A 22623-nucleotide genomic window follows, 5' to 3' on the forward strand; every position below is an offset into this window, starting at 1 on the left:
AGATCGAACGGGTTCGCGAGTCGCGTCAGTTCTCGGCTGCGACGTCTTCCTCGTCGACGTCGACGGAGGTCGCTTCCTCCTCGGCGACTTCCTCGGGGTGGGCCTCGAGGGTGGTCTTCTGGATCTCGACGCGGCGCAGCGGGTAGATCGTCTTGGCCTCGCCGTAGATCGCCGAGGAGAGCCGTCCCTCGACGATGCTGTCGATGAGTTCGTCGAAGGTTCGCTCGGCGGCAGCCTCCTCGATCATCTGGACCATCTGCTCGCGGATAGCCTTCTCCTGGCTCGCGTCGGCCTTCTTCGTCGTAAAGGCGACGGGCTGGATCTGGACGCGGTAGTCGTCGGTCGTGAGGACCGTGACGTAGGCCTCGACCTTCGAGGCGCCCCGTCGAACGAGCGAGCGCAGGTAGTCACGGGTCAGGGCGTGCTCCTGAAACTCCGTGTACGCCGCGTCGCTGCCGACGTCGGTGATCTTGAAGGTCAGCTTCGTGTTGTTCTCGCTGGCGTTGTTCGTTATCTCGCCGAGCGTCGTTTCGATGGTTCGGTCGTAGACTTTCTCGGGTTCGTCGGCGGGGGTCTCACCGAGCTCCTTGCGATCGAACTGCTCGGGCGCGAGGATGGTGTACCACCGCTTTTCCTGTTTCGTTCGTGAAACCGATCGTTCACTCATGGTTTGGTGTTATCTGGGGTGTCGGACACAGTGCCCGTGTCCGTCGGGTGTGCGTGCTGTGCGACCTCGATCGCGACCGCGAGGTTGACGACGTAGTCGTCGACCGTCGACTGCAGCCCCGACGTCGTCTCGCGTTCGATCCGGGTGGCGACCGCGCCGTCGCTCGAGGGACCGTCTCCCTCGCCGTCGTCAACCGTCGTCTCCATCTCGGCGGTGTTGTCCGGTTCGATCGCGCGCGCGATCAGTGCCGGATCGTCGTGGGTCGTCCGGATCGTCGCTCGTCGGGTCATCTGAACTCCCTCGCCGTCGCGATGATCGTCGAGTCGTCCGTCTCGGGGTCGTACCGCAGGTAGCCGCGTCGCCGGCCGTCGTCGTACTCGAGGCCGTCGACGTCGCCCTCGAGGGCCCTGGCGATCGCTTCGACTGTCGAGCCGAGTGACTCGTCGGTCCGAGTCGCGAGTGCGGCCTCGCCGTCGCCGACGACCAGCACGGTCGGTTCCGGCGATCGGTAGGCGACGGCGATCTCGGCGACCGTCTCGACGGGGCTGTCCTCGATTCCGAGGACGAACAGGCCGTCGTGTCGGCTGACCGACGCCGAGTCGAGCGCCGCGTGGGCGCGCCGGCCGTGGGCTCGCCAGGCCTCGAGTGCGGCCCGGTCGACGCCGTGGCCCATCGCGAGCGCCACGCCGGTCCCGGGTTCGGTTCGAGCCGTCGCTGCGAGCACGTCGGCGTAGCCGCCGACGGTCGCGAACGGCCCCTCGGGCGTCGCGTACGGCTTCAGCGCGCGCCCGATCGATCGAGCGCTCGCCTCGTGTGCGTCCTCGGCGCCGACCGCATCGAGCGCGACCAGCGAGCCGATCGCCCGGTGATCGTCGGTCCCGAGCGCGTCGGGTTCGGGGAGTTCGAGTCCCGAAAGCGCGTCGCGGACCGCGTCCGGATCGCCGGACCACGGGGCGCGAACGCGCGTCGAGTGTGCGAGGCCGTCGACCGGGTCCGCGGTCGGTACCGCGACGCCGGGTCGCCGATCGACGAGGCCGCGGTCGCGTGCGGTCTCGAGGACCCACTCGCTCTCGCCGGCGCCGGGTTCGCTCCCGGCGGCGACGAGTCCCGCGAGCGCGAGGACCGGGTCGGGTGCCTCGCCTAGCTCACGGACGAGTTCGGCGGCCTCGAGCGTGGCGGCCCTGTCGGTCGCCGCGAGCCGGGTCGCCTCGAGGTCGTCGTCGGCGCTGCCGACGACGATCGTCGCGTCGTCGGTCTCGGGTTCGCCGATCGTCGCCCGTTCGGTTCGTTCGGCGACGGTGCGGCCGACGGTGACCTGAAACGGCGTTCCGCGCTCGCGGATCGCTCGCGCGAGCAGCCCGGTCGCCGCGAGCGCGTCACCGTTGGCGCTCGAGACGAGCCGGACGAAGCCGGCGCTCTCGAGGGGGGCTTTCGTCGCCTCGGCGGTTCGACCCTCGGTGGACATCGCTTACTCCTCGAGGAGTTCGACTGCCACGTCGTAGGAGTACTGGAAGTCGGCCTCGAGCTCGTCGCCACGGTAGTAGTTGACCAGGCGACGGACCTTCGACTCGGTGTTTTGCAGGGCGCGCTTGTTCTGGTAGTCCTGTGGGTTCTCTCGGACGTGCTCTCGCAGGCGGACGGCCCGCTGCATCAGGCTCCGCAGGTCCTCGGGGATGTCCGCTTTCGCGTCGTTCTCCTCGAGAATCTCGGTAACCTTCTTTCCGGTCGCCAGCTTGACGTCCGGGACGGGCGTGCCCGTGACGCCCTCGTCGCGCAGCTTGATCCCGATCTGGCTGGGATCGTGACCCTGCTCTGCCAGTTCGACGACGCGGGCTTCGATCTCGTCCGCGTCGACGTCGCTCCACTCCGGCGGTTCGTCTGCCGTCGGCTTGTCCGATCCGGACGAGCCTCGACGGCGGGTGTGCATTCGTGCCATTGGTGAGGATAGGAACCGCACTGACCGCTCGAGTGTTCGGCAGCCGGATTGCCAGCTGCCCGTGCACTTCCGCAATCCCAAGCTGCCCGAAAGGGTGGACAGCGAGTCGGATTTGCGGCCGTGCGCTTCCCACCGTCGCTACCGGGAGCAGCGACTAAAGGGTTGCGTCCTGCCGTCAGCCCTGTCCGACCATCGACTCCTCGTCCTCCCACTCCAGTTCGCGGAGCTCGTACTTCTGGATCTTGCCCGTCGCGGTCTTGGGCAGTTCGTCGACGAACTCGACGCGGTGAACCACCTTGTAGCCCGCGAGCCGCTCGCGGGTGTAGGCCGTCAGATCGTCCGCAGTGACCGGCGGGTTCTCCGGATCGCCGTTGGCGGGCACGACAAATGCCTTCGGCGTCTCGCCCCACTTCTCGCTGGGCGCGGGGATGATCGCCACATCGGCGACGTCGGGGTGATCGAAGAGGGTGTCCTCGAGTTCGATGCTCGAGATGTTTTCCCCGCCGGAGACGATGATGTCCTTCTTGCGGTCCTGAATCGCCATCAGGCCGTTCTCGTTGACGACCGCCAGGTCGCCGGTGTGGAACCAGCCCTCGCGCTTGTCGTCGAACGCCGCCTCAGTCTCCTCGGGTTTCTCCCAGTAGCCGTCCATCACCTGGTTCCCCCGGACGACGATCTCGCCGATCGTCTCGTCGTCCCAGGGGACTTCGGCTCCGTCGTCGTCGACGACCTCGACCTCGGTCGCCAGTGGGGCGATCCCCTGGCGTTTCTTCAACGCGAAGCGCTCCTCGCTCTCTTCGTCGATCAGCCGTCGGGTCGCGGAGGTGCCGATCAGCGGCCCGGTCTCGGTCGCCCCGTAGAGCTGACGGAAGTACCAGCCGAACTCGGTCTCGACGGTCTCGATGATGCTCTCGGGCGGGGCGGCGCCGGCTGCGGTGACCCGCATCGGCGCGTCACCGGTCGTCGGCACGTCGGCCTCCTCGAGGTACTCCTCGAAGAGGGTGAGGACGGTCGGCGCACAGCAGAGAAAGGAGACGTCCTCCTCGCGGATCTGCCGGAGGTTCGTCTCGGCGTCGGCGCCGCGCGTACAGACGTGTGTCGCCCCCATTCCCGTGATCGCGTAGATGTGCCCCCAGCCGTTGACGTGGAACATCGGCAGCGTCCAGAGATAGACGTCGTCGTCGCTGATCTCGTGGTGGATCGTCACCAGCTGGGCGTGTAAGGACTCGGTCCGGTGGGTCCGCATGACGCCCTTCGGATCACCCGTCGTCCCCGAGGTGTAGTTGATCGTGATGACGTCGTCCTCGTGCATCTCGGGGCGGTCGTAGTCGGCGCCGGCCTCGTCGATCAGCGCCTCGAAGTCGAGCCAGTCGCCGTCACAGTCCTCGAGGGCGTCGGCGTCGGTTGCGATAAACGTCTCCGTCGGCACCTCGTCGCGAACGGCGTCGATCTTGTGTGCGTACTCGTAGTCCGCGACGACGGCGTCGACACCGGCGTCGTTCAGCATGTACTCGTAGTCCTCGGGCGTCAGCCGGTAGTTCAGCGGCGTGTGGATCGCCCCGAGCTGCATGATCCCGTAGGCCGACTCGAGGTGGTAGTGGGTGTTCGGGTCGAGCACCGCCACCCGATCACCCTTCTCGATGCCCCGCTCCTGGAGTACCGCGGAGAGCCGATCGGCGCGGTCGCCAAACTCGTCGTAGGTGTAGCGTTCACCCGTCGTCGCGACGACCGCCTCTTCGTCGCCGTAGTACTTCCGTGCGCGGTCGAGAAAGTCGGTTACGAGGAGCGGAACCTCCATATACGAGATTCTTGGATATCGTTCATTATACTCCTTGCGGATGGATCAATCGGTGTCGAGAGCGAAAGGCCGCGTTGGAACGCGAATCGAACCCGTTCGGCTTACTGCTGGCCGACTCGTCGCTCGGCGTCGTCCCAGTACTGCTCGCGGAGCTCGTACTTCTGGACCTTTCCCGTCGCCGTCTCCGGGAGGTCGTCAACGATCTCGACGCTCGTCGGCTTCTTGTAGCCCGCGAGGTGATCCGTGACGAAGTCGACGATCTCCCCCTCGGTCGGCTCGGCGTCCCCGCCAGGGACGATCAGCGCCTTCGGCGTCTCGCCCCACTGCTCGCTCGGAACCGGAATGACCGCGGCCTTCTGGACGTCGGGATGGTCGTAGAGGACGTCCTCGAGTTCGATGCTCGAGATGTTCTCGCCGCCGGAGATGATGATGTCCTTCTTGCGGTCCTGGATCGCGACCATCCCGTCCTCGTCGATCGTCGCGAGGTCGCCGGTGTGGAAGTACCCCTCGAGACGCTCGGAGAACGCCCGTTCGGTGGCATCGGGTTTGTTCAGGTAGCGATCCATCACCTGGTTGCCCCGGACGACGATCTCGCCGATCGTCTCCCCGTCGCGGGGGACGTCCTCGCCGTCCTCGTCGACGACCCTGACGTCCGTACAGAGCGTCTCGGCGCCCTGTTTGACCTTAAGTTCGCGCCCGCGCTGGGCGAGCCGTCGCGGCGAGTTGCTCGTCGTGATGATCGGCGCAGTCTCCGTGAGACCGTAGATGTGAACGATCCGCCAGTCGAACTCGTCCTCGACGGTTTCGATGGTCGCCGTGGCAGGGGCGCTCCCTGCAGTCGCGATCCGAACGTCGCGGTCGCCGGTCGTCTCGACGTCGTGTTCCTCGTGGTACTGGATCAGCGAGTTCAGCACCGTCGGTGCGCCACACATGAACGTCACGTCGTACTCTCGGACCCGGTCGAAGACCCCCTCGGCGTCGAAGGTGCGCTGACAGACGTGGGTGCCGCCGGTGCCCGTGATTGCGTACGTGTGGCCCCAGCCGTTGCAGTGGAACATCGGCAGCGTCCAGAGGTAGGTGTCGTCGTCGCGGATCTCCATGTGCTGGTTGAGCACGAGGGCGTGCCAGTGTTCGGTGCGGTGGGTGCGGACGACGCCCTTCGGATCGCCCGTCGTCCCCGAGGTGTAGTTGATGCTGGCGTCGTCGTCCTCGCCGATGTCGGGTCGGTCGGGTTCGTCGGTCGGCTGGCCCTCGAGGAGCGCCTCGTAGTCGGTCCACTCCCCCTCGATCTCGTCGGCCCGGTAGCCGACGAACGTTTCGGCGGGGATCGAGTCCCGAATCGGCTCTACCTTGTCGGCGTAGTCGTAGTCGGCGATCAACGTGTTCGCGGCACAGTCCTCGAGGATGTACTCGTACTCGCCGCTGGTCAGCCGATAGTTCAGCGGGACGAACACCGCACCAAGCTTGTTCGTCGCGTACAGCGTCTCGATGAAGTAGTGAGTGTTCGGCGCCAGCAGTGCCACCCGGTCGCCCCGCTCGACGCCGCTCTCCTCGAGGGCATGTGCCAGTTGGTTCACCCGCTCGTTCACCTCGGCGTAGGTGTACTCGGTGCCGTCGTGGGCGACGACCCCGGTCACGTCGTCGTAGAGGTCGACGGCCCGGTCGAGGAAGTCCGTGGTCCGCATTGCCGTTTTCATGGGTCCCGTTCACATCCAACGGCAGTATCTGCCTAATTTTTTCTCATGTACACGGATGCCCGCCGTCGATTCGGCGCTCGAGGCGACTGCGACGCGATCGAAAGAGCGTGACTCGAGATCACGTACCGTGTCCCTCCCCGCCGCTGTCACCCGATATCGAGGGGTTTATACCGATGTGTGCGAAAACAGGGAGTGCAGAGAGGGCTCGTAGATCAGTGGTAGATCATCCCCCTGGCACGGGGAAGGCCCGGGGTTCAAATCCCCGCGAGTCCATGCGAAGTTAACATTCTCAAGCCGTTTACTTTCCGACTAGCGCTCCCTGCGGACAGCCTATAGCCTTCCGATACATCGGTGCTTACGGCTGCTTGCTCGAGAGTCACATTTCCGCTGTAGGTCTTCGAGGAAGCCGCGCCGTGTTCCATCTTCTCACTGCCTGTGCATCGCTCGCAGTGCCGCTCGAGGATGCAGAAGAAACGACACGGTGGCTGCTGGCGATCTCTGTTGGAACTTCGGCTGGAACTACTCGAGCTCGAGTTCGACGGTCAGTTCGCTGTCGCCGTCGTGGGTGTGCTCGACCGTCGTCGGTTCGTAGTCGTCGTGATCGACCTCGATCGTGTACTCGTTCTCGTAGATCAGATTGTGGTGGTAGCCGTCCCCACCGGTAATGCCGGTGAACTCGAGGGGAATGTCGGCCTCGTGGGGTTCGCCTTCGCCGCTGACGACCGCGCCCGAGATCGGGTCGCCGTCGAGGTCGACGGCTCGGAGGATGAGCTCCGCGTGGTCGGGCGCCTCGTCCTCGGACGGGTCGGCGTCCTCGTCGGGTTCGTCGGTGTCTACTTCGACGTCGAGTTCGGCCGTGACCTCGCTCGGGCCGTCGTGGGTGTGTTCGATCGTGGTCCCCTCGTAGTCGGGATGGTCGATCTCGATCGTGTACTCGTTCTCGTAGATCCGGTTGTGGTGGTACCCCTCCGATCCCGTCACGCCCGTGAACTCGAGGGGCACGTCGGCGTCCAGGGGCTCACCCTCACCGGCGACGAGCATCGCTTCGGCCGGATCGCCGTTGACGTCGATCACCCGGAGGGTAAACTCCGACAGTTCGGGTTCCTCCGCCGCCGAATCGTCGTCCTCGTCCGTCGACTCCGACTCCGCCTCGGTGTCGTCTCCGTCCTCGTCCGCCTCGGTGTCGTCTTCGTCTTCACCCCCCTCCTCCGGTTCGGCATCATCCTCGTCCTCGTCTTCGCCCGCCTCTTCCTCGGCGTCGTCTCCGTCCTCGTCCGTCTCGCCCTCGAGTTCATCGGTCTCCGCATCGTCTCCACTCTCTCCGTCGTTGTCGGTTTCGTTCCCGTCGTCCGACTCTGACTCCGAACCGTTTGCGGACTCGTCGTCCGTACTACACCCGGCGAGAGCCGACATTCCGCCCGCCAAAACCAGCACTCGTCGTCGATTCCAACGGCCTTGAGACGTCATGGATACATCTCAGCTATAAAACGTATAGTTCTGGCTGTTTCTCGAGGCTCGATGAACGATCGGTTTGAGGACGTGTTCCCCTCGCTCGGACTCGAGACTGGCTCCGGGCTCGTACTCAGTCGTCCGAGCGCTCCCAACCTCGCTATAGTGCCGAAGATCGTGTCAGACCCGTAAGCAGGAAATCAACCGCCTCGGGGCTGCAGTGCCGATAGGTGAGTACGTTCCGGCCAGTTAATATTAGAAAGGCTGAAACTCAGACCTTTACGTAAAATGGATTTATCTCGTTTCGCAGAAATATCTCTGCTACTGTAGTTCAGCTATACATGACTGATGATCTCCGATCCAGACGATGGGTGCTACGGGCGACAGGTGTCACCATCGGTAGCGGACTCGCAGCGGGGACTGCGGGTGCGGATACCGACGACGGGACCGAACTCGAGGATCTTCCGACGACGTTCGCTGCGGAGCTCACGCCGGAGTCCGTTCCGCGGGAGGTCGAGACGGAGGCGAGCGGCACCGCCACGTTCGAGGTCGACTTCGAGGAGCGAGCCGTCCACTACGTGCTCGACGTCGACGACCTCTGTGATCCGACGGACGCACATATCGGGTACGGGGCGGACGGCGAGTCCGGAGAGCCGTTCGTTCAGCTCTACCCCGGTGCAGACAGTGACTCCGTCGAGGGACGGTTCGACGGGATCCTCGCAGAGGGAACTCTCACCGTCGACGAGTTACTCGAAGCGTTCGAGCGACACGATCTCGAGCGGGTCGCAGCCAAGCTGGCCGAGCGAGAGATCTACGTCGGCGTGGCTACCGAGGCCCATCCGGAGGGTGAGATCCGCGGGCAGATCGTCCTCGAGGACGAGTCGTCCGCAGAGCCGGACACCGACGAGAGAGCGGAATCGGATGCGACGGAATCCGAGCCCGAGGAGGAAGACGGTGAGGAGTCCGACACCGACGACACGGACACCGAAACGGAAGACGCTGAAGAATCCGACGCCGAAGCGGAGGACGACGACGAACCGGTCTACCGTGCACCTGCCGATCCCGAGGATCCGGCGGACGACGATGACGCGGACTGAACTCGTTCGCGTCTGAGAACGGATACCGCTCTCGAGTCGAATGAGTCGCGTTTTCGGGGGAACCGATCGTCGAGAACCGAGTCCGATATCCGCCGGTCGATCCATTCGTGATACGGGTGGATCCCCTTCTGCGCTCGGCCTATCTCGAGCCGACTCGATCGGTGGGTCCGTCGTGTACGCCCACCCTACCGCCGATCGAACGGGAACCTCGCCGATAGATTCCGCTCTATGACAGTACTACACGTCAGCAGAGCTGGGAAAGAAGGTCGTCGGTGGCTACAGGTCAGGCTTCGAAATGACTCATTCTCCGTCTGACGGTCGCGTTACCTGTGCTCGCTACGATTTCGGCGTCACACGGGAACTGTCCCGAACGTGTACAGTATCGCGGTTCGAACAGTTCGGTGCGACAAACGGATCCCGGCTGGCACGTAAGCAGTATCTAGGGTTTTCGGCGGAGATTCTCTCTCGAGCGGAGCTGAGTAGCTTGCAGATACTTACTATCCGGTCTCTGGTTAGCTGTTCCCGTGCACCCGATGCATGGCGGCGATAGCCGCTTCGGGTGTGCAGAGCTACCAATGGTAAATATATCAAAACGTGCGATTGCGCTCGTGATGGCGCTGATGATGGCAGTGGCCATCGTCAGCGGTGCTGGCGTGATTGCGACCGATGACGACTACGAGGAGGAGAAAGTCGACGACGGTGTCGACAAAGAAGACGTAGAGAAAGCCGACGACAAGGCTGACGAGGAGGCTGACGAGAAGGTCGACGACAAGGCTGACGACGTCGATGAGAAGGTCGACGACAAGGCCGACCAGAATGTCAACGACAAGGCTGACGACGTCGACGAGAAGGTCGACGACAAGGCCGACCAGAAGGTCAACGACAAGGCTGACGAGAAGGTCAACGACAAGGCTGACGACGTCGACGAGAAGGTCGACGACAAGGCCGACGAGAAGGTTGACGACAAGGCCGACGAGAAGGTCGACGACAAGGCTGACGAAGAGGTCGACGACAAGGCCAACGACAAGGCCGACGAGAAGGTCGACGACAAGGCTGACGACAAGGCCGACCAGAAGGTCGACGACAAGGCCGACCAGAAGGTCAACGACAAGGCTAACGACAAGCACGACGACAAGGCTGACCAGAAGGTCAACGACAAGGCTAACGACAAGCACGACGACAAGGCTGACCAGAAGGTCAACGACAAGGCTAACGACAAGCACGACGACAAGGCTGACCAGAAGGTCAACGACAAGGCTAACGACAAGCACGACGACAAGGCTGACCAGAAGGTCAACGACAAGGCTAACGACAAGCACGACGACAAGGCTGACGACAAACACGACGACTACGCCGACAAGCACGACGAGAAGGTCGACGACAAGCACAACGACGAGGTTGACGACAAACACGACGACATGAAGAAAAGCTACTACTGCTAACCGCTGGTAGCAATCTCGATACCGCCGCTATTCTTTGGGAGATTCGTTCCGCGAGAAACGTCTCGAGCAACGGATCGACGTTCGCTCACCGCTTCGCTATCGACGCCAGCAGATCGGGTTGCGAAACGGTCCGTCCGATCCTGAGTTCGTAAACGTGCTCGATCGGTTCGGAAAATCGAGGATCCTGACTGGCGAAACCGTCGTCCGCTGTCGGAGACCGATCGCTCGCCTCGAGCCGGGTCGCCCCCGGTTGTCGATCGAATCCGAAGAGCGTCACTCGTCGACAGCGGTCGTCGGATCCGGATACGCCTCGAGGTCGGTAATCGTTTCATCGAGACATCTCCGATCGGTTTCGTAGTAGTGGCGGCGCTGAATCCACTCGAGTCGACGGTTGTACCTGATTTCGACCCGTTCCCAGACGTCCCCCTCGCCGTCGGGAGCCGAGCGGATCGAGACGGTCTCGAACGCCCGGAGCTCGTAGTCGCCGTCGGCGTACCCGGTCAGCTCGAGGGTCGTTCGGGTAGGCTCGAGCTCGGCGGCGGCATGCTCGAGCAGTCGGGACGCTAACTGATCGAGGTCTGCAAGGCGCGGTGGTCCGGGATCAGGTTCGGGTTCGGGTTCGGTCATCGGGACGATCGCCACCAAAAATAATTCACCCCACGCGAGCCGGTCTCAGTCGTCGCTCGGTGCCGCACCGGCACTGTCGCCGGCGCTGACGCCGGTGCCGGGACCGATATCGATCTCGAGCGCCTCGAGTTTCTCGTCGGGGACGACGCCGTCGACCCAGCCACGGTGCTCGTAGTACTCCTCTTTCATCTCCTCGAGCTCGCAGTACTCGCCCTCGCTTGCGCCCTGGCCGGGCGTGCCGCCCTCCTCGAGGAAGACCTCGGGCAGAGAGTCGTCGTCGCCGTCGAAGCCGACCAGGTTGTTGTAGTACCGCTCGAGGTTGTAGATGCGCTCGCCGGTCTCCATCAGCTCGTCCTCGGTGACGTCGAAGCCGGTCATCCCGTTGTACTGGGAGACGTACTCCTCGATCCCCTCGGCGAAGGCGTTGAACTTGCAGATGTCGAACGAGTCGGAGATGGCGTGGAGGTCCTGGAACTCGGCGGTGAGTTCGCCCTTGCCCTCGTACTCGTAGGGGTCGACCTTCTCGGGGATGCCCAGAATCTCGGCGGCAGGGGTGTAGCCACGCAGGTGGCAGGCGCCGCGGTTCGAGGTGGCGTAGCCGATCCCCATTCCCTTCATGCAGCGGGGGTCGTAGGCCGCGATGGCCTGGCCCTTGACGTCGAGGCGGCAGTCGTGGGCGTCGACCGCGTCGGCGAACCGTTCCTGGCCCTCCGCGAGCAGGTCCGGAAGCTCGCCGTCGCGGTTGGCGATGCGCTCGATCATCTCGATCATCTCGTCGGCGTCGCCCCACTCCATTCCCTCGTCGACGTCGTCGAGCTTGCCCTCTTCGGTGGCGTCCATCGCCATCGCCATGATGTTGCCCGCCTCGATCGTGTCGATCCCCATGTCGTTACAGCGGTCGATCATCACCGCGATCTTGTCGCGGTCGTCGTTCAGCGAGTTCGTGCCGAGCGCCCAGGCGGACTCGTACTCGAACGACTCCATCCGGACGTTCATCTCCTCGCCCTTGTGCATCACGTCGACCTCGACTTCCTTCTTGCAGGCGACGGGACAGGAGTGACAGGTCGGCTCGTCGACGAGGATGTTCTCGCGGACGTTCTCGCCGCTGATGCGCTCGGCGTCGAGGACGTTCTCGCCGCCCTGCTCGGCGTCGTTGTAGGAGATCGCCGAGGTGTACCGACCGTTCTTGGTCGGGTGGCCGTCCATCTCCTCGGTGATGTTCATCAGGACGTTGGTCCCGTACATCGAGAGCCCGCCCTCGTTGGGCGCGGTGACGTCCGACTCGGTGATCGCCTGCATCGCCTGCTGGTGGCCCTCCTTGAACGTCTCGGGGTCGGCAGGCTGGGGCATCTTCGTGTTGGACTTGATGACGACGGCCTTGAGGTTCTTCGAACCGGCGACGCAGCCGGTGCCGCCCCGGCCGGAGGCCCGGTCGTCCTCGTTCATGATGCAGGCGTACCGAACCTGGTTCTCGCCGCCGTCGCCGATCGCCATGATCGAGAGGTTCTTGCCGTACTGGCCGTCGACCTCCTCCTCGATCGTGTCGCGGGTTTCGTGGACGCCTTTGCCCCAGAGGTGGGAGGCGTCGCGAAGTTCGACCTCGCCGTCCTCGACGAAGGCGTAGACCGGCTCGTCGGCCTCACCCTCGAACAGCAGGCCGTCGAAGCCGGCCCACTTCAGTCGGGCGCCCGACCAGCCGCCGTGGTGGCTGTCGGTGACCGTCCCCGTCAGCGGCGACTTCGTGCAGATGGCGATTCGACCGCTCATCGTCACCTGTGTCCCCGACAGCGGGCCGTTCATGAACGCCAGCAGGTTGTCCGGCCCGAGCGGGTCGACGTCCGCTCCCTGTTCGAAAACGTACTTTACCCCCAGTCCGCGCGCACCGATATACTTCCGCGCGTCCTCCTCGTCGATCCCCTCGTAGTTTACCTCGCCCTCGCTGAGGTCGATGCGTGCGACGTTGTCTTGGAATCCGCCGATCTCGGTCATTGTAATGTACGACTAGTGCATTCGTTCCGACCCGTGTTAGGTGTTGCCGTGTAGAGGTAACCGGTACCGGTTATACCAGCCAGCCGTTGGCGGAATCGCTCCGGTCGCGACCGATCCTGGCCACCGGTGGTGGAATCTCGTCCGAAGACCGTGTTCGAACGATTCGAGCACCGGGTGACGCACTCCAGGGGAAGGCGCGAGGAGATGTCTCTGGCAAAAAGCGTCTCGAACGCGATCCGAACTTCGACTACTCGTTGAGGTGAGAACGGTATCCCTTCGGCTCGAACCCGCGCCGACAGATCACGCGCTTCTGTCCCACCGTGATCGCGCTGACCTGATCGTCGTCTTCCATCTGTTCGACGACCTCGCGCAGGTGTTCCTCCGACCAGTTGGTCTCCTCGAGAACCGTCGATTCGTCGACGCGCCCCCCGCGTTTGACGAGCAGGCGCAACACCTTGTCGTCGTCGGGGAGCTGCCGATCGTCCGTGCCGTACTCGATCTGTTCGGCGTAGCTCAGTGTTTCGTTTCGCTGCTCCTCGGTGGGCTCCGTCTCCGTTTCGGCCCCGGTGTCGGCGTCGTCAGTGTCGGCTGACTCCTTTGACCAGAGCGACGAAAGCCGTGTCCAGAGTGTGTTAAATACCATCTGTTGATCTCCTCCGCTGTAAGTATCGCTGCTTGAACGTCGGTCTACCTTGCACTTGTGTTCGGTCCGTTATATACTTGGTCTGCTGTCGAGTTCGGTTTGTGCTCATGCGATCCCGGCCGAATAGCGACGGCCTTGCGAGGCGCAAGTCGACCGAACCGGTTCGCGAGGACGGCGGAGCCCATCGTACCCGTCACCACGACCGTACCGCGGGAGGTGTTCAGCCCCGTGCGAGTCCCGATCGGTTCTCCAGCGTACCGTACGAACGGGAGGACGGCGGAGACAGAAACGGTTCCGGATCGCGCCGAATTTACGAGCGGTATCGAAGAAAGCCCCGGGGCTTGACCCCGAGTCGAGTCACCTGCTGGCCGCGGTGACGGTCTCGAGATAGGTCTCGGCCAGCGCCTCGAGCGCCTCGTGGTGGTTCGTCGAGTGCGGTGCTGTCAGCGGCGAGATGCTGATCCGGCCCTCGGCGACGGCCCGTCGGTCCGTCCCCTCGGGATCCGGAATCGTTTCGGGATCCATCGACTCCCAGATCCGGTCGGTGAGGTGGACGGCGTCGCCGTTTCGCTCGGCGTCCATCTCGTAGCGCTTCGACGGCTGGGTGATCTCGATCGGTGCGGGATCCGTGTCCGGCAGGGGGACGTTAACGTTCAGGTACGCCGCGTGATCGAAGATTCCCGCCTCGAGGACGTGTTCGGCGAGGTAGGAGGTGACGCGGGTGGCCTCCTCGAAGTCGGCTGGCTCGACCTCGAGTTCGTCGAACGTGATGTCACCCAGCGGGACGTACAGCGAGGTCGCGATCGCCGGCACGTCGAAGAAGGCGGCCTCGACGGCCGCGCTGATCGTCCCCGACCGGCCGAGCACGTACTCGCCGAGGTTCGCGCCCTTGTTACAGCCCGCGACGACGAGATCCGGTTCGGGACCGAGTTCCGCCAGTCCGGCGACGACGCAGTCGGCCGGCGTCCCCTCGACGGCGTAGCCGAGTTCGTGCTCCCGGACGTCGACCGCGTGGGAGATCGATCGGCCGCAGGCGCTCTGGTCGTTCGCTGGCGCGACGACGGTGACGTTCGCGTGCTCCGCGAGGGCGTCGTGAAGCGCCCGGATTCCCGTGCTGTCGATCCCGTCGTCGTTCGTCAACAGGATCTCGAGGGTGTCGCTCATATCGGGATTCTCGGACGGGGGTGCGAAAAGGGCTCCGGAAGGGGCGAGCTACCCGATCCGGTCGACGATCGTCTCCTCGTCGACGACCAGGTTGTAGGCCTCCTCGTCGTCGTTCCAGAGGACCAGAATCCCCTCGAAGGTGAGCACCTCGCCGTAGTCCGCCTCGAGCAGCGGCCGGTTGAGCGAACTCTCCCGCGTGAGGACGGCGTAGTGGTCGACGGCCTCGCTGCCGTCGCTGATCTTGAACAGCGGGTTCGCGTCCTCGGCCGAAAGCGAGCGACTGAGTTTCGCCGCGGCGAGGTCGACGCGGTTGGTGACGTGGCGCTCGGACTCGGCCATCTTCGCCCAGTCGCTGGTCGCGAGGTCGATCTCGATCCGACGTGTCCCGTCCAGACGGAGCAGCGAGTAGGAGAACTGGACGTCGACGTTGACGAACTCGCCGGGGGCGTGGTCGGCGTCGTCCTCGGGCGTCGCCTCGTCGAGCCGGCGCTGGAACGACGGCACCGCCAGATCGGGCCGGACGTCGAACGACCAGCCCCGATCGGTCGGCGTCGCGCCGGGCCAGAGCCGAACCGTCGGCCCGTAGACGGTGACCTCACGGGCCGAGCCGTCGTCAGCGCTCGAGGGCTCGACCGTCGTCCCCTCGAGGTCGCGTTCGATCTCCCGAAGCTCGATGCTCGTGTTCTTGTCCGCGGGCGCCATCCCGAGAAGGGTGCCGTCAGGTGCGAGCGACTCGAGCGCCGAACGGGCGACCGCCTCGGCGTCCGCGAGTTCGCTCAGGACGTTGCAGGCGAGCACGAGGTCGAACTCCTCGCCGTCGCCGAGCGAGGCGAGGTCGACGTCCTCGACGGGGTCGCGGTGAATCGTCGGGTGGACGTTCCGGCCCGTCTCCTCGAGCAGCGGTTCGAGGACGTCGGCGGCCGCGCTGGGTTCGATCGCGTGGTAGTCGACGACGGCGTCGTCGGGAAGGTACTCAGAGAGCCCGAGCGCGGGGCCGCCGACGCCGGCCCCGATATCGAGGACCCGAAGCTCCCGGCCCAGCAGCCCCCGCTCGGCCAGATCGTCGAGTGCGTACTGTACCGCCGCGTAGTAGCCGGGCAGGTGGTAGATCGCGTAACCTGCGGCGACGTCGTCGTCGTACTCGACGGGTCGACCCTCGAGGTAGCGGGATTTGAACCGTCGGATCGTCGACCGCAGAAGCTGGCCCGTTCCGTCGCGGTGCCAGTCGACGCCGTAGCGATCGACGAGCAAGTTCTCGAGGCGCCCCCCGTAGCGGTCGGGGAAGCGCTCGACGGGGCCGCGACGCGGGCTCACGGGCTCGTCTCCGACCGGGACGAAGGTCCCGTCCTCGCGCTCGAGCAGGCCCAGTGAGACGGCGTCCTCCCGGAGGTGCTGGCGGACGACCGCCGGGTGTGGACTTCCCTCGACGTAGTCGCAGATCTCCTCGGGGTCGATCGGCCGGACGTTTCGCAGGTACTTCGCGTTCGAACGGATCGCCTCTCGTTGGTCGGTCATTCGTGATCTCCCTCCTCGTGTAGCTTCCGCGCCGCCTCCGCGTACAGGGCCTCGAACTCGTCGTGGTCGGCGTCGGCGAGCGCTCCGGCGGCGTCGGCGACGGACTCGGCGCCGTCGAAGGTCTCCTGGATATCCGCGTAGACTCGAGGCGTTCCCTCGGTCACCCGCGCCGCGAGCGCTCGCAGTTCCTCGTAGATCGGCGTCTCGAACCCGTCGGGCACCTCTCTGGCCGCCAGCGCGAACGCGAGGACGGCGGCGTGAGTCGCCGACTGAACCGTCTTCATCGCCTCGTCGTGTTCTTCGGGGGTCGTCTCGACGAGGTCGTTGCCCCGGTCCTCGAGGGCCTCGAGCACCGCTGCGGTCGTCGGTCCCGCGTTCTCGCGGACGACCGCGATCGAGCCCGGCGCCCGCTCGGGGGCAAACAGCGGATGGAGGCTCGCACGCTCGAGGTCGGGGGCGTGTCGAGCCATCGCCGCGAGCGGGTCGGTCATCGCCCCAGAGACGTCGACCATGGCTTCTCCCGCCCTCGAGGCGTGAGCGGCGATCGCCTCGTCGGCGTGGGAGAGGGGGACCGCGATACAGACGACGTCGTAGGTTCCCTCACCCTCGAGGGAAGCGGCCTCGCCCCCGACGGCGTCCGCAGCCGCGACCGCAGCCGCCGGGTCGACGTCGGCGAAGGCGACCTCGCTGTCGACGGCGTCGCCGAACCACGTCCCCATGGCCCCCGCGCCGACGATCAGTACGTCCATTGGGGTGACGTACCCGACGGCGTCGCAAAAGGCGTTCGATCGGTCGTCCGATCCCGCAAGCACGAGGGCTATCCATGCGAGTCGAGAACCTCGACGTACCCGATGACCGAGGACTCACAGTTGCCCCTCGAGCGCAGAGACGCGATGAAACTCACCGGCCTGGCCGCGGTCGGCTCGCTGGCCGCGCTGGCCGGCTGTAGCGACGACGACGGCGAGGACGACGACCAGGTCGACCACCCCGACGAGGCGAACGACTCCAACGGCGGCGGCGGCGGTCCGGTCGACGAGGAGAACGAGACCGGCGGCAGCCCCGACGAACGCGACGACGAAAACGAGAGTTAACACTGGCCGTCTGCGACTGCGTTCGTCCGCCTCGATGGATCGTTCAAGGAGGATGTAAATACCGTCTGCGACAGACGGCACTATCGGTATCCACCTCGAACGATCAGTGACGGTGATGCCTGATATTGGAAGCCCGTTCGGCGTGGACCTGGCGACGACGATCTTCGGCGCGGGACTGTCGCTGGTCGTCTCGGCCGGAGCAATGACCTACGAGGACCAGATAACCGGCTGGACGTCGGCGGAGATGATCGGCGCCACGGGCCTCGGGCTCGTCGCGGTCGGGGCGGTGCTGGGGATCGTGCTGGTACTCATCGGCCTCAGGTAGGCCCGTACGGTCACCGACCGTCGTTCCGGGCCGATCGAACCCTCTCCTCTCGAACCCGGAGCAGCCGCCAGGCGGCGCGAGTCCCCTCGTTCGTGCGGATCCGTCCGCTTTCCCGGTCGTACTCGATCACGTCCAGGTCCGCCATCTTCGGCAGGTGCCAGTGATAGAGCGCGACCTCGAGTCTGGTTCGCTTCGCCCGTCGGTCGTCGTCCTCGGTTCCGACGAGTTCCGCGGCGACGGCCTCGAGCGTCGTCTCGGACCGCGTCCGGAGCACGCGAAGGAGCCGCCGCCGAGTCGGGTGAGCGCAGACGTCGTGAATCCCGTCGACCGCGTCGGACGCGTCGTGGCTGGGGGATATCATACCCCCGTGTAGACCCTCGTCTATCTTCGAACGTTGGGCGGTTACGACAACCAGTTTATTACGGAATCCGTTCGGACCGCTCACTCCGACCGAGAAATGGGGAGAGCGGCCTGAAGCACCGCGTTGGCGCCGCGGCGGACGCGCTCGGAGGCGGCCTGCTGGGAGATCCCCAGTTCGTCGGCGATCGCCGTGAGGTCCGTCTCTCGGGGCACCTCGAAGTAGCCCCGCTGGACGGCGAGGACGATCGCCTCCCGCTGACCGGGCGTGAGCTCGAAGAGCCGCCCCGCCCGTGAGGCCTCCGCGAGCGGATGAACCCGGCCGACGCGGATCGAGATCGATCGCTCGGAACAGTACTCGGAGAACCGCTCGACCAGCTCGTTGCTCGGGAACCGGACCCGGAAGTACCAGCCCTCCTCTGCAGTCATCGCCTCGAGGACGACGGCCTCCGCCTCGGCGAGCCCGCCCAGGAGCCCGTCGGCGTCGCTCGACCACACCGCCCGGTACAGCGCGGTGCCGTCGATCCGATCGATCTGGCTGATGCTCTCGATATCCGGCTCCGAGCCGACGTGGCGTTCGAACGCCTCGAACCCCTCCCCGGTCGCCCAGAAGTACGGGATGACCTGCCCCCCGACCGGCACGATCGCCTCGAGTTCGATCTCCATGCGCTCGACCGTCTCGAGGGCCGAGCCGAAGACGAACTCCTCGGTTGCGATGCTGAACTCCACGATGACGCTCATGTGAGAGTCCTACGAGCGGCCGAGCTATACGCTGTCTGCCGTCTCCTGCGGCTCCTGTGGCTCGGCGAACACCTATATGTGGATTCGTATCGATACTGCTGGCACATCTCATGGTAGCTGATAGCGAATTACAATCCATGTTCGAGGACATGGTGACGGCGCGGTACTACGAGGAGCGCCTCCAGGAGGAGTACCTCGAGGGCAAACAGCCGGCGTTCGACATCTCGGCCGGGCCGATCCCCGGCGAGTTGCACCTCGCCGCGGGCCAGGAGGCCGCTGCGGCGGGCGTCTGTCGGCACCTGCGCGACGACGACACCGTGACGGCACCCCACCGTCCCCACCACGTCGCGATCGCGAAGGGCGTCGACCTGAAGCGAATGACCGCCGAGATCTTCGGCCGCGAGACCGGGCTGAGCAGCGGGAAAGGAGGTCACATGCACCTGTTCGACCCCGACGCGGGTTTCGCCTGCAGCGGGATCATCGCCCAGGGCTGTCCCCCTGCGGTCGGCGCGGGGCTCGCGGCCAAGAAGCGCAACGAGGATAGCGTGGCCGTCGCCTTCCTCGGCGAGGGGGCGATCAATCAGGGCGCCTTCCTCGAGTCGCTGAACCTGGCTGCGGTACAGCAGCTACCCGTCGTCTTCGTCGTCGAGGACAACGACTGGGCGATCAGTATGCCCAAAGAACGAGTCACCGACGTCGCCGACGGCTCCCGGCGCGCGGGGGGGGTTCGACATGCCGGGCGTCCGCGTCGACTACGACGACGCGACGGCCGTCTACGACGCCGCGAAGGAGGCCGTCGGTCGGGCGCGGGCCGGCAACGGACCGACGCTGCTCGAGGTGCAGGTCCACCGACGGATGGGTCACTTCATGGGCGACCCCGAGAGCTACCGGCCCGACGAGGACGTAGCGGCCGCCGAGCAGCGGGACTCGATCGAGCGCCTCGCCGACGACCTGCGAAGCGAGGGTCTCGAGGACGACGAGCTCGAGGCGATCCGCGAGGAGGCCCGCGAGCGCGTCGACGAGGCGATCGAGTGGGCGAAAGAGCAGCCCGAGCCCGATCCGGACGCGGCCTACGAGGACGTCTTCGTCAACCCGCCGTCGGGCGTGACGACAGAGGAACCGAGCCACGAACTCGCCGGAGGTGACGACTGATGTCCGAGCAACAAGAACGACAGCAGGTGATCGAACGCGAACTGACGATGAGCCGCGCGATGGTCGAGGCGATCGCCCACGAGATGCGCGAGGACGAGGAGGTGTTCTACATGGGCGAGGACGTCGCCGACTACGGCGGCATCTTCGACAGCACGGAGGGGCTGCTCGAGGAGTTCGGCCACGACCGGGTCATGGACGTGCCGATCAGCGAGACTGCCTACCTCGGGGCGGCCGTCGGCGCCGCACAGGAGGGGATGCGCCCCATCGCGGAGCTGATGTTCGTCGACTTCTTCGGCGTCGCGATGGACCAGATCTACAACCAGCTGGCGAAAAACACCTACATGAGCGGCGGGGCGGTGAACGTCCCGATGGTACTGACGGCCGCGGTCGGGGGCACCTACAACGACGCCGCCCAGCACTCCCAGACGCTGTACGGCACCTTCGCCCACCTGCCGGGGATGAAGGTCGTCGTCCCGTCGACGGCCTACGACGCCAAGGGGCTGATGCACAACGCCGTTCGCGACGACGACCCCGTCGTCTACCTCTTCCACAAGCGCCTGATGGGGATCGGCTGGATGCCCGCCCCCGACGGCCCGAAGACCCCGGTCCCCGAGGAGGATTATACTATTCCCTTTGGCAGCGCCGACGTCAAGCGCGAGGGCGAGGACGCCACCGTCGTCACGCTCGGCCTGCACGTTCACCGGGCGCTTGAGGCCGCCGACGCCCTCGCCGAGGACGGGATCGACGCCGAGGTGATCGACCTCCGGACCCTGGTACCGCTCGACACGGAGACGATCCGCGAGTCGGTCGCGAAGACGGGGCGGCTGATCGTCGTCGACGAGGACTACCAATCCTACGGGGTCACCGGCGAGATCATCGCCAGCGTCGCCGAGGAGGGGCTCGCCGACCTCGAGGCGGTCGAACGGGTCGCCGTTCCGGACGTGCCGCTGCCCTACGCCCGGCCGATGGAGAACGAGGTCATTCCGGACGGCGAGGACATCGAGCGCGCGGTTCGCTCCGCACACGACGCATGAGCGGAACCGACGACCGCGTCGCCGTCGCCGCGAGCGGCGTCTGGCCCGAGGACGTCGAGGACGACGAGACGGCCGTCGTCGTCAACTGGTTCGCCCGGGAGGGTCGACGCGTCGACGACGGCGAGACGATCTGCGAGATCCAGATCGAGAAGGTCAGCGTCGACGTCCCCGCCCCCGTCGCGGGGGAGCTGGTCGCGATCGAACGCGACGAGGACGCCGAACTCACGCGCGAGGACGTCCTCGCCTACGTCGCTCCCGACTGACAGTGGGGTTCAATGGGAACGACCGCTTTACTCGTTGACCAACAGCAGCTTCCCGACGAAGTCGCCGTCCTCGCCGAGGCGGTGGGCGTCGGCGACCGCGTCGAACCCGAACCGCTCGTCGATGTGCGGTTCGACCGCGCCGTCGTCGACCAGCGCCGCGATATCGGCGAGCTCCTCGCCGATCCGTTCCTGGCGCTCGCCGAGTATCACCGGGAGGATCACCAACACGACGCCGAGCTCGAGCGAGTTCATGTGCATCGGTGACAGATCGAGCTCCGCGGCCGCGCTCGACTCGGTCGTGACGACGGTCCCGAACGGTCGTACCGCCTCGAACGCCGTCTCGAGGTGGTCGTCGCCGATCGGGTCGAAGACGGTGTCGAAGCCGTCGCCGCTGGCGTGTTCCTCGACGTAGCGCTCGACGTCGGTTTCGGTGTAGTCGACGGTCGCGTCGGCGCCCAGCTCCGCCGCCAGCTCTCGTTTCTCGTCGCTCGAGCCCGTCGCGGTTACCTCGGCGCCGAACCACTTCGCGAACTGGACCCCGAGGTGGCCGACGCCGCCGCTGGCGCCGTAGACCAGCACCTCCTCGTCGATGTCGACGGTCGTCTTGTCCGCGAGCATCTCCCAGGCGGTCAGCGCGACGACGGGCAGGGCCGCGCTCTCCTCGAGCGAAATCGCTTCGGGGGCGTGTGCGAACGTTCCCGCGTGGCCGACGACGTACTCCGCGAGCGCGCCCTGTCGGCCCGCGCCGCCGGGCATGCCGTAGACCTCGTCGCCCGCCTCGAAGGCCTCGACGTCCTCGCCGACGGCGTCGACGACCCCCGAGACGTCGCAGTGCAAGATTGCGGGCATCTCGGGGCCGATATCGGCGAGGTCGCCCCGCCGGATCTTGTAGTCGACCGGGTTGAGGCTGGTCGCGGCGACCTCGACGCGGATCTCCTCCGGGCCGGGATCAGGGACCTCGACGGTCGTCTCCGCGAAGTTGTTCGGATCGCCGTACTCCTCGAGCACGTGGGCGGTCATCTCGCTCATCGTGGCTCGAGCGAGGGACCGCCTGCCGGAGTATCCCGCGCTTGCGGAGGGACGTGCCGGAACATCTGTTTCGTGTCGGCTCGGGAAACATTCAACCTCGTGGCCGTCGAACCGATGGGTAATGACGCGGGTCCTACTGGAACCGTTTCTGGACGAGGACGGTGACTGGACCAGCCCGTCGGGCCGGGCGGGCGAGTTCCTCGTCCTGCTCGTCGGACTTCCGCTGTTCGCCTGGTTCGCGTCCGCCGATCTGGGCGGACTCGAGCCCGGCGACGGCTGGCTCGCGCTCGCGGTCGGCGTCTGGGTCGGGTTCGCATACGCCGCCTTCTTTCGGGAGCGGCTGCTCGAGGCCGTCCCCGACTGGCTCGGCGGCTGGACGCTCGGCTCGCTGATAACGGGCGGGTTCGGGCTCTCCGTCCTCGAGGTCGTCCACCTCGCCGAGCCGACCGTCCTGTTCGTTCTCGCGGCCGGAACGACGGTACTCGTCGTCTCCCTGCTCAGGCTCGTCTCGCCGCTCCACGAGGGAATGGAACCGCAACGACGGGGCGTCGAACCGCCCGCGTCGGCCGACCTCGAGCGATAGTAGCAGATAGCGTCAGAGCATCTT

Annotated in this window: 23 protein-coding genes, 1 tRNA gene and 1 pseudogene; 9 read left to right on the forward strand and 16 right to left on the reverse strand. The window is 65.7% G+C overall.

From position 1 onward, the window contains the following. Positions 1 to 25: 25 nt before the first annotated feature. From ACFEMD_RS13550 to ACFEMD_RS13575, 6 genes are all read right to left on the reverse strand, one after another. The gene (locus tag ACFEMD_RS13550) at positions 26 to 667 is read right to left on the reverse strand and encodes a 30S ribosomal protein S3ae (protein WP_394741520.1); all 642 of its coding nucleotides are present in this window, start codon (positions 665 to 667) and stop codon (positions 26 to 28) included. Then, the gene (locus ACFEMD_RS13555) at positions 664 to 957 is read right to left on the reverse strand and encodes a KEOPS complex subunit Pcc1 (RefSeq protein ID WP_394741521.1); all 294 of its coding nucleotides are present in this window, start codon (positions 955 to 957) and stop codon (positions 664 to 666) included. The genes ACFEMD_RS13550 and ACFEMD_RS13555 overlap by 4 nt, the downstream gene beginning before the upstream one ends. Then, positions 954 to 2132: an exonuclease gene (locus ACFEMD_RS13560; RefSeq protein WP_394741523.1), complete on the reverse strand. Its 1179-nt coding sequence runs from the start codon at positions 2130 to 2132 to the stop codon at positions 954 to 956. The genes ACFEMD_RS13555 and ACFEMD_RS13560 overlap by 4 nt, the downstream gene beginning before the upstream one ends. Positions 2133 to 2135: 3 nt before the next feature. Next, complete coding sequence (locus ACFEMD_RS13565; RefSeq protein WP_394741524.1) at positions 2136 to 2603, reverse strand: 30S ribosomal protein S15; 468 nt, start codon at positions 2601 to 2603, stop codon at positions 2136 to 2138. 175 nt (positions 2604 to 2778) lie between these two features. Beyond that, entirely contained in the window at positions 2779 to 4401 is a 1623-nt protein-coding gene (locus ACFEMD_RS13570; RefSeq protein WP_394741525.1) for a long-chain-fatty-acid--CoA ligase, read from the reverse strand. Between the two features lie 101 nt (positions 4402 to 4502). After that, the gene (locus ACFEMD_RS13575; protein WP_394741527.1) at positions 4503 to 6098 is read right to left on the reverse strand and encodes a long-chain-fatty-acid--CoA ligase; all 1596 of its coding nucleotides are present in this window, start codon (positions 6096 to 6098) and stop codon (positions 4503 to 4505) included. 201 nt (positions 6099 to 6299) lie between these two features. Between ACFEMD_RS13575 and ACFEMD_RS13580 the strand changes: the two genes are divergently transcribed. Next, a tRNA-Ala gene (locus ACFEMD_RS13580) sits at positions 6300 to 6371 on the forward strand. A gap of 246 nt (positions 6372 to 6617) precedes the next feature. Here the strand turns inward: ACFEMD_RS13580 and ACFEMD_RS13585 are convergent. Continuing rightward, positions 6618 to 7511, reverse strand: coding sequence for a peptidase associated/transthyretin-like domain-containing protein (locus ACFEMD_RS13585; protein ID WP_394741529.1), 894 nt, complete (start codon positions 7509 to 7511; stop codon positions 6618 to 6620). A gap of 377 nt (positions 7512 to 7888) precedes the next feature. Between ACFEMD_RS13585 and ACFEMD_RS13590 the strand changes: the two genes are divergently transcribed. Continuing rightward, the gene (locus ACFEMD_RS13590) at positions 7889 to 8644 is read left to right on the forward strand and encodes a CHRD domain-containing protein (RefSeq protein WP_394741530.1); all 756 of its coding nucleotides are present in this window, start codon (positions 7889 to 7891) and stop codon (positions 8642 to 8644) included. A 611-nt stretch (positions 8645 to 9255) separates the two neighbouring features. Beyond that, positions 9256 to 10086: a hypothetical protein gene (locus ACFEMD_RS13595; RefSeq protein ID WP_394741531.1), complete on the forward strand. Its 831-nt coding sequence runs from the start codon at positions 9256 to 9258 to the stop codon at positions 10084 to 10086. A gap of 273 nt (positions 10087 to 10359) precedes the next feature. On the opposite strand, the gene ACFEMD_RS13600 is transcribed toward ACFEMD_RS13595, so the two are convergent. From ACFEMD_RS13600 to ACFEMD_RS13625, 6 genes are all read right to left on the reverse strand, one after another. After that, positions 10360 to 10728 carry a hypothetical protein gene (locus ACFEMD_RS13600; protein WP_394741532.1) on the reverse strand — a complete coding sequence of 123 codons (369 nt, stop codon included), beginning with the start codon at positions 10726 to 10728 and terminating at the stop codon, positions 10360 to 10362. Positions 10729 to 10758: 30 nt separating this feature from the next. Further along, positions 10759 to 12702, reverse strand: a complete 1944-nt coding sequence (locus ACFEMD_RS13605; RefSeq protein WP_394741533.1) for an aldehyde ferredoxin oxidoreductase family protein — start codon at positions 12700 to 12702, stop codon at positions 10759 to 10761. A gap of 247 nt (positions 12703 to 12949) precedes the next feature. After that, on the reverse strand, positions 12950 to 13345 hold the full coding sequence (locus ACFEMD_RS13610; protein WP_394741534.1) for a helix-turn-helix transcriptional regulator: 396 nt from the start codon (positions 13343 to 13345) through the stop codon (positions 12950 to 12952). A gap of 357 nt (positions 13346 to 13702) precedes the next feature. Continuing rightward, entirely contained in the window at positions 13703 to 14509 is an 807-nt protein-coding gene (gene surE, locus ACFEMD_RS13615; RefSeq protein ID WP_394741535.1) for a 5'/3'-nucleotidase SurE, read from the reverse strand. 48 nt (positions 14510 to 14557) lie between these two features. Further along, on the reverse strand, positions 14558 to 16024 hold the full coding sequence (locus ACFEMD_RS13620) for a small ribosomal subunit Rsm22 family protein (protein WP_394741537.1): 1467 nt from the start codon (positions 16022 to 16024) through the stop codon (positions 14558 to 14560). Continuing rightward, positions 16021 to 16773 (reverse strand): prephenate dehydrogenase, encoded by a 753-nt coding sequence (locus ACFEMD_RS13625; RefSeq protein WP_394741539.1) that lies wholly within the window; start codon positions 16771 to 16773, stop codon positions 16021 to 16023. Before ACFEMD_RS13625 ends, ACFEMD_RS13620 begins: the two co-directional genes overlap by 4 nt. A 102-nt stretch (positions 16774 to 16875) precedes the next feature. On the opposite strand from ACFEMD_RS13625, the gene ACFEMD_RS13630 reads away from it, so the two are divergent. Continuing rightward, the gene (locus ACFEMD_RS13630; RefSeq protein WP_394741541.1) at positions 16876 to 17115 is read left to right on the forward strand and encodes a hypothetical protein; all 240 of its coding nucleotides are present in this window, start codon (positions 16876 to 16878) and stop codon (positions 17113 to 17115) included. A gap of 115 nt (positions 17116 to 17230) precedes the next feature. Next, positions 17231 to 17440: a hypothetical protein gene (locus ACFEMD_RS13635; protein ID WP_005553627.1), complete on the forward strand. Its 210-nt coding sequence runs from the start codon at positions 17231 to 17233 to the stop codon at positions 17438 to 17440. 10 nt (positions 17441 to 17450) lie between these two features. Here the strand turns inward: ACFEMD_RS13635 and ACFEMD_RS13640 are convergent, their stop codons facing one another. Both ACFEMD_RS13640 and ACFEMD_RS13645 read right to left on the reverse strand, forming a co-directional pair. Continuing rightward, on the reverse strand, positions 17451 to 17801 hold the full coding sequence (locus tag ACFEMD_RS13640; RefSeq protein ID WP_394741543.1) for a DUF7344 domain-containing protein: 351 nt from the start codon (positions 17799 to 17801) through the stop codon (positions 17451 to 17453). 80 nt (positions 17802 to 17881) lie between these two features. Continuing rightward, positions 17882 to 18538, reverse strand: a complete 657-nt coding sequence (locus ACFEMD_RS13645) for a helix-turn-helix domain-containing protein (protein WP_394741544.1) — start codon at positions 18536 to 18538, stop codon at positions 17882 to 17884. A gap of 137 nt (positions 18539 to 18675) precedes the next feature. Between ACFEMD_RS13645 and ACFEMD_RS13650 the strand changes: the two are divergent. The 3 genes and pseudogenes from ACFEMD_RS13650 to ACFEMD_RS13660 all read left to right on the forward strand — a co-directional run bounded on the left by ACFEMD_RS13650 (position 18676) and on the right by ACFEMD_RS13660 (position 20987). Further along, a pseudogene (locus ACFEMD_RS13650) lies at positions 18676 to 19690 on the forward strand (thiamine pyrophosphate-dependent dehydrogenase E1 component subunit alpha). Then, entirely contained in the window at positions 19690 to 20724 is a 1035-nt protein-coding gene (locus ACFEMD_RS13655; protein ID WP_394741546.1) for an alpha-ketoacid dehydrogenase subunit beta, read from the forward strand. Before ACFEMD_RS13650 ends, ACFEMD_RS13655 begins: the two are co-directional and overlap by 1 nt. Further along, positions 20721 to 20987, forward strand: a complete 267-nt coding sequence (locus ACFEMD_RS13660) for a lipoyl domain-containing protein (protein ID WP_394741547.1) — start codon at positions 20721 to 20723, stop codon at positions 20985 to 20987. Before ACFEMD_RS13655 ends, ACFEMD_RS13660 begins: the two co-directional genes overlap by 4 nt. Positions 20988 to 21014: 27 nt before the next feature. On the opposite strand, the gene ACFEMD_RS13665 is transcribed toward ACFEMD_RS13660, so the two are convergent. Beyond that, positions 21015 to 22016: a zinc-binding dehydrogenase gene (locus tag ACFEMD_RS13665; protein ID WP_394741549.1), complete on the reverse strand. Its 1002-nt coding sequence runs from the start codon at positions 22014 to 22016 to the stop codon at positions 21015 to 21017. 121 nt (positions 22017 to 22137) lie between these two features. On the opposite strand from ACFEMD_RS13665, the gene ACFEMD_RS13670 reads away from it, so the two are divergent. Further along, positions 22138 to 22599: a hypothetical protein gene (locus ACFEMD_RS13670; protein WP_394741550.1), complete on the forward strand. Its 462-nt coding sequence runs from the start codon at positions 22138 to 22140 to the stop codon at positions 22597 to 22599. Positions 22600 to 22623: the final 24 nt, after the last annotated feature.

The sequence above is a fragment of the Natronococcus roseus genome (assembly GCF_043677095.1).
In the GTDB taxonomy this organism is placed as follows: Archaea; Halobacteriota; Halobacteria; order Halobacteriales; family Natrialbaceae; genus Natronococcus; species Natronococcus roseus.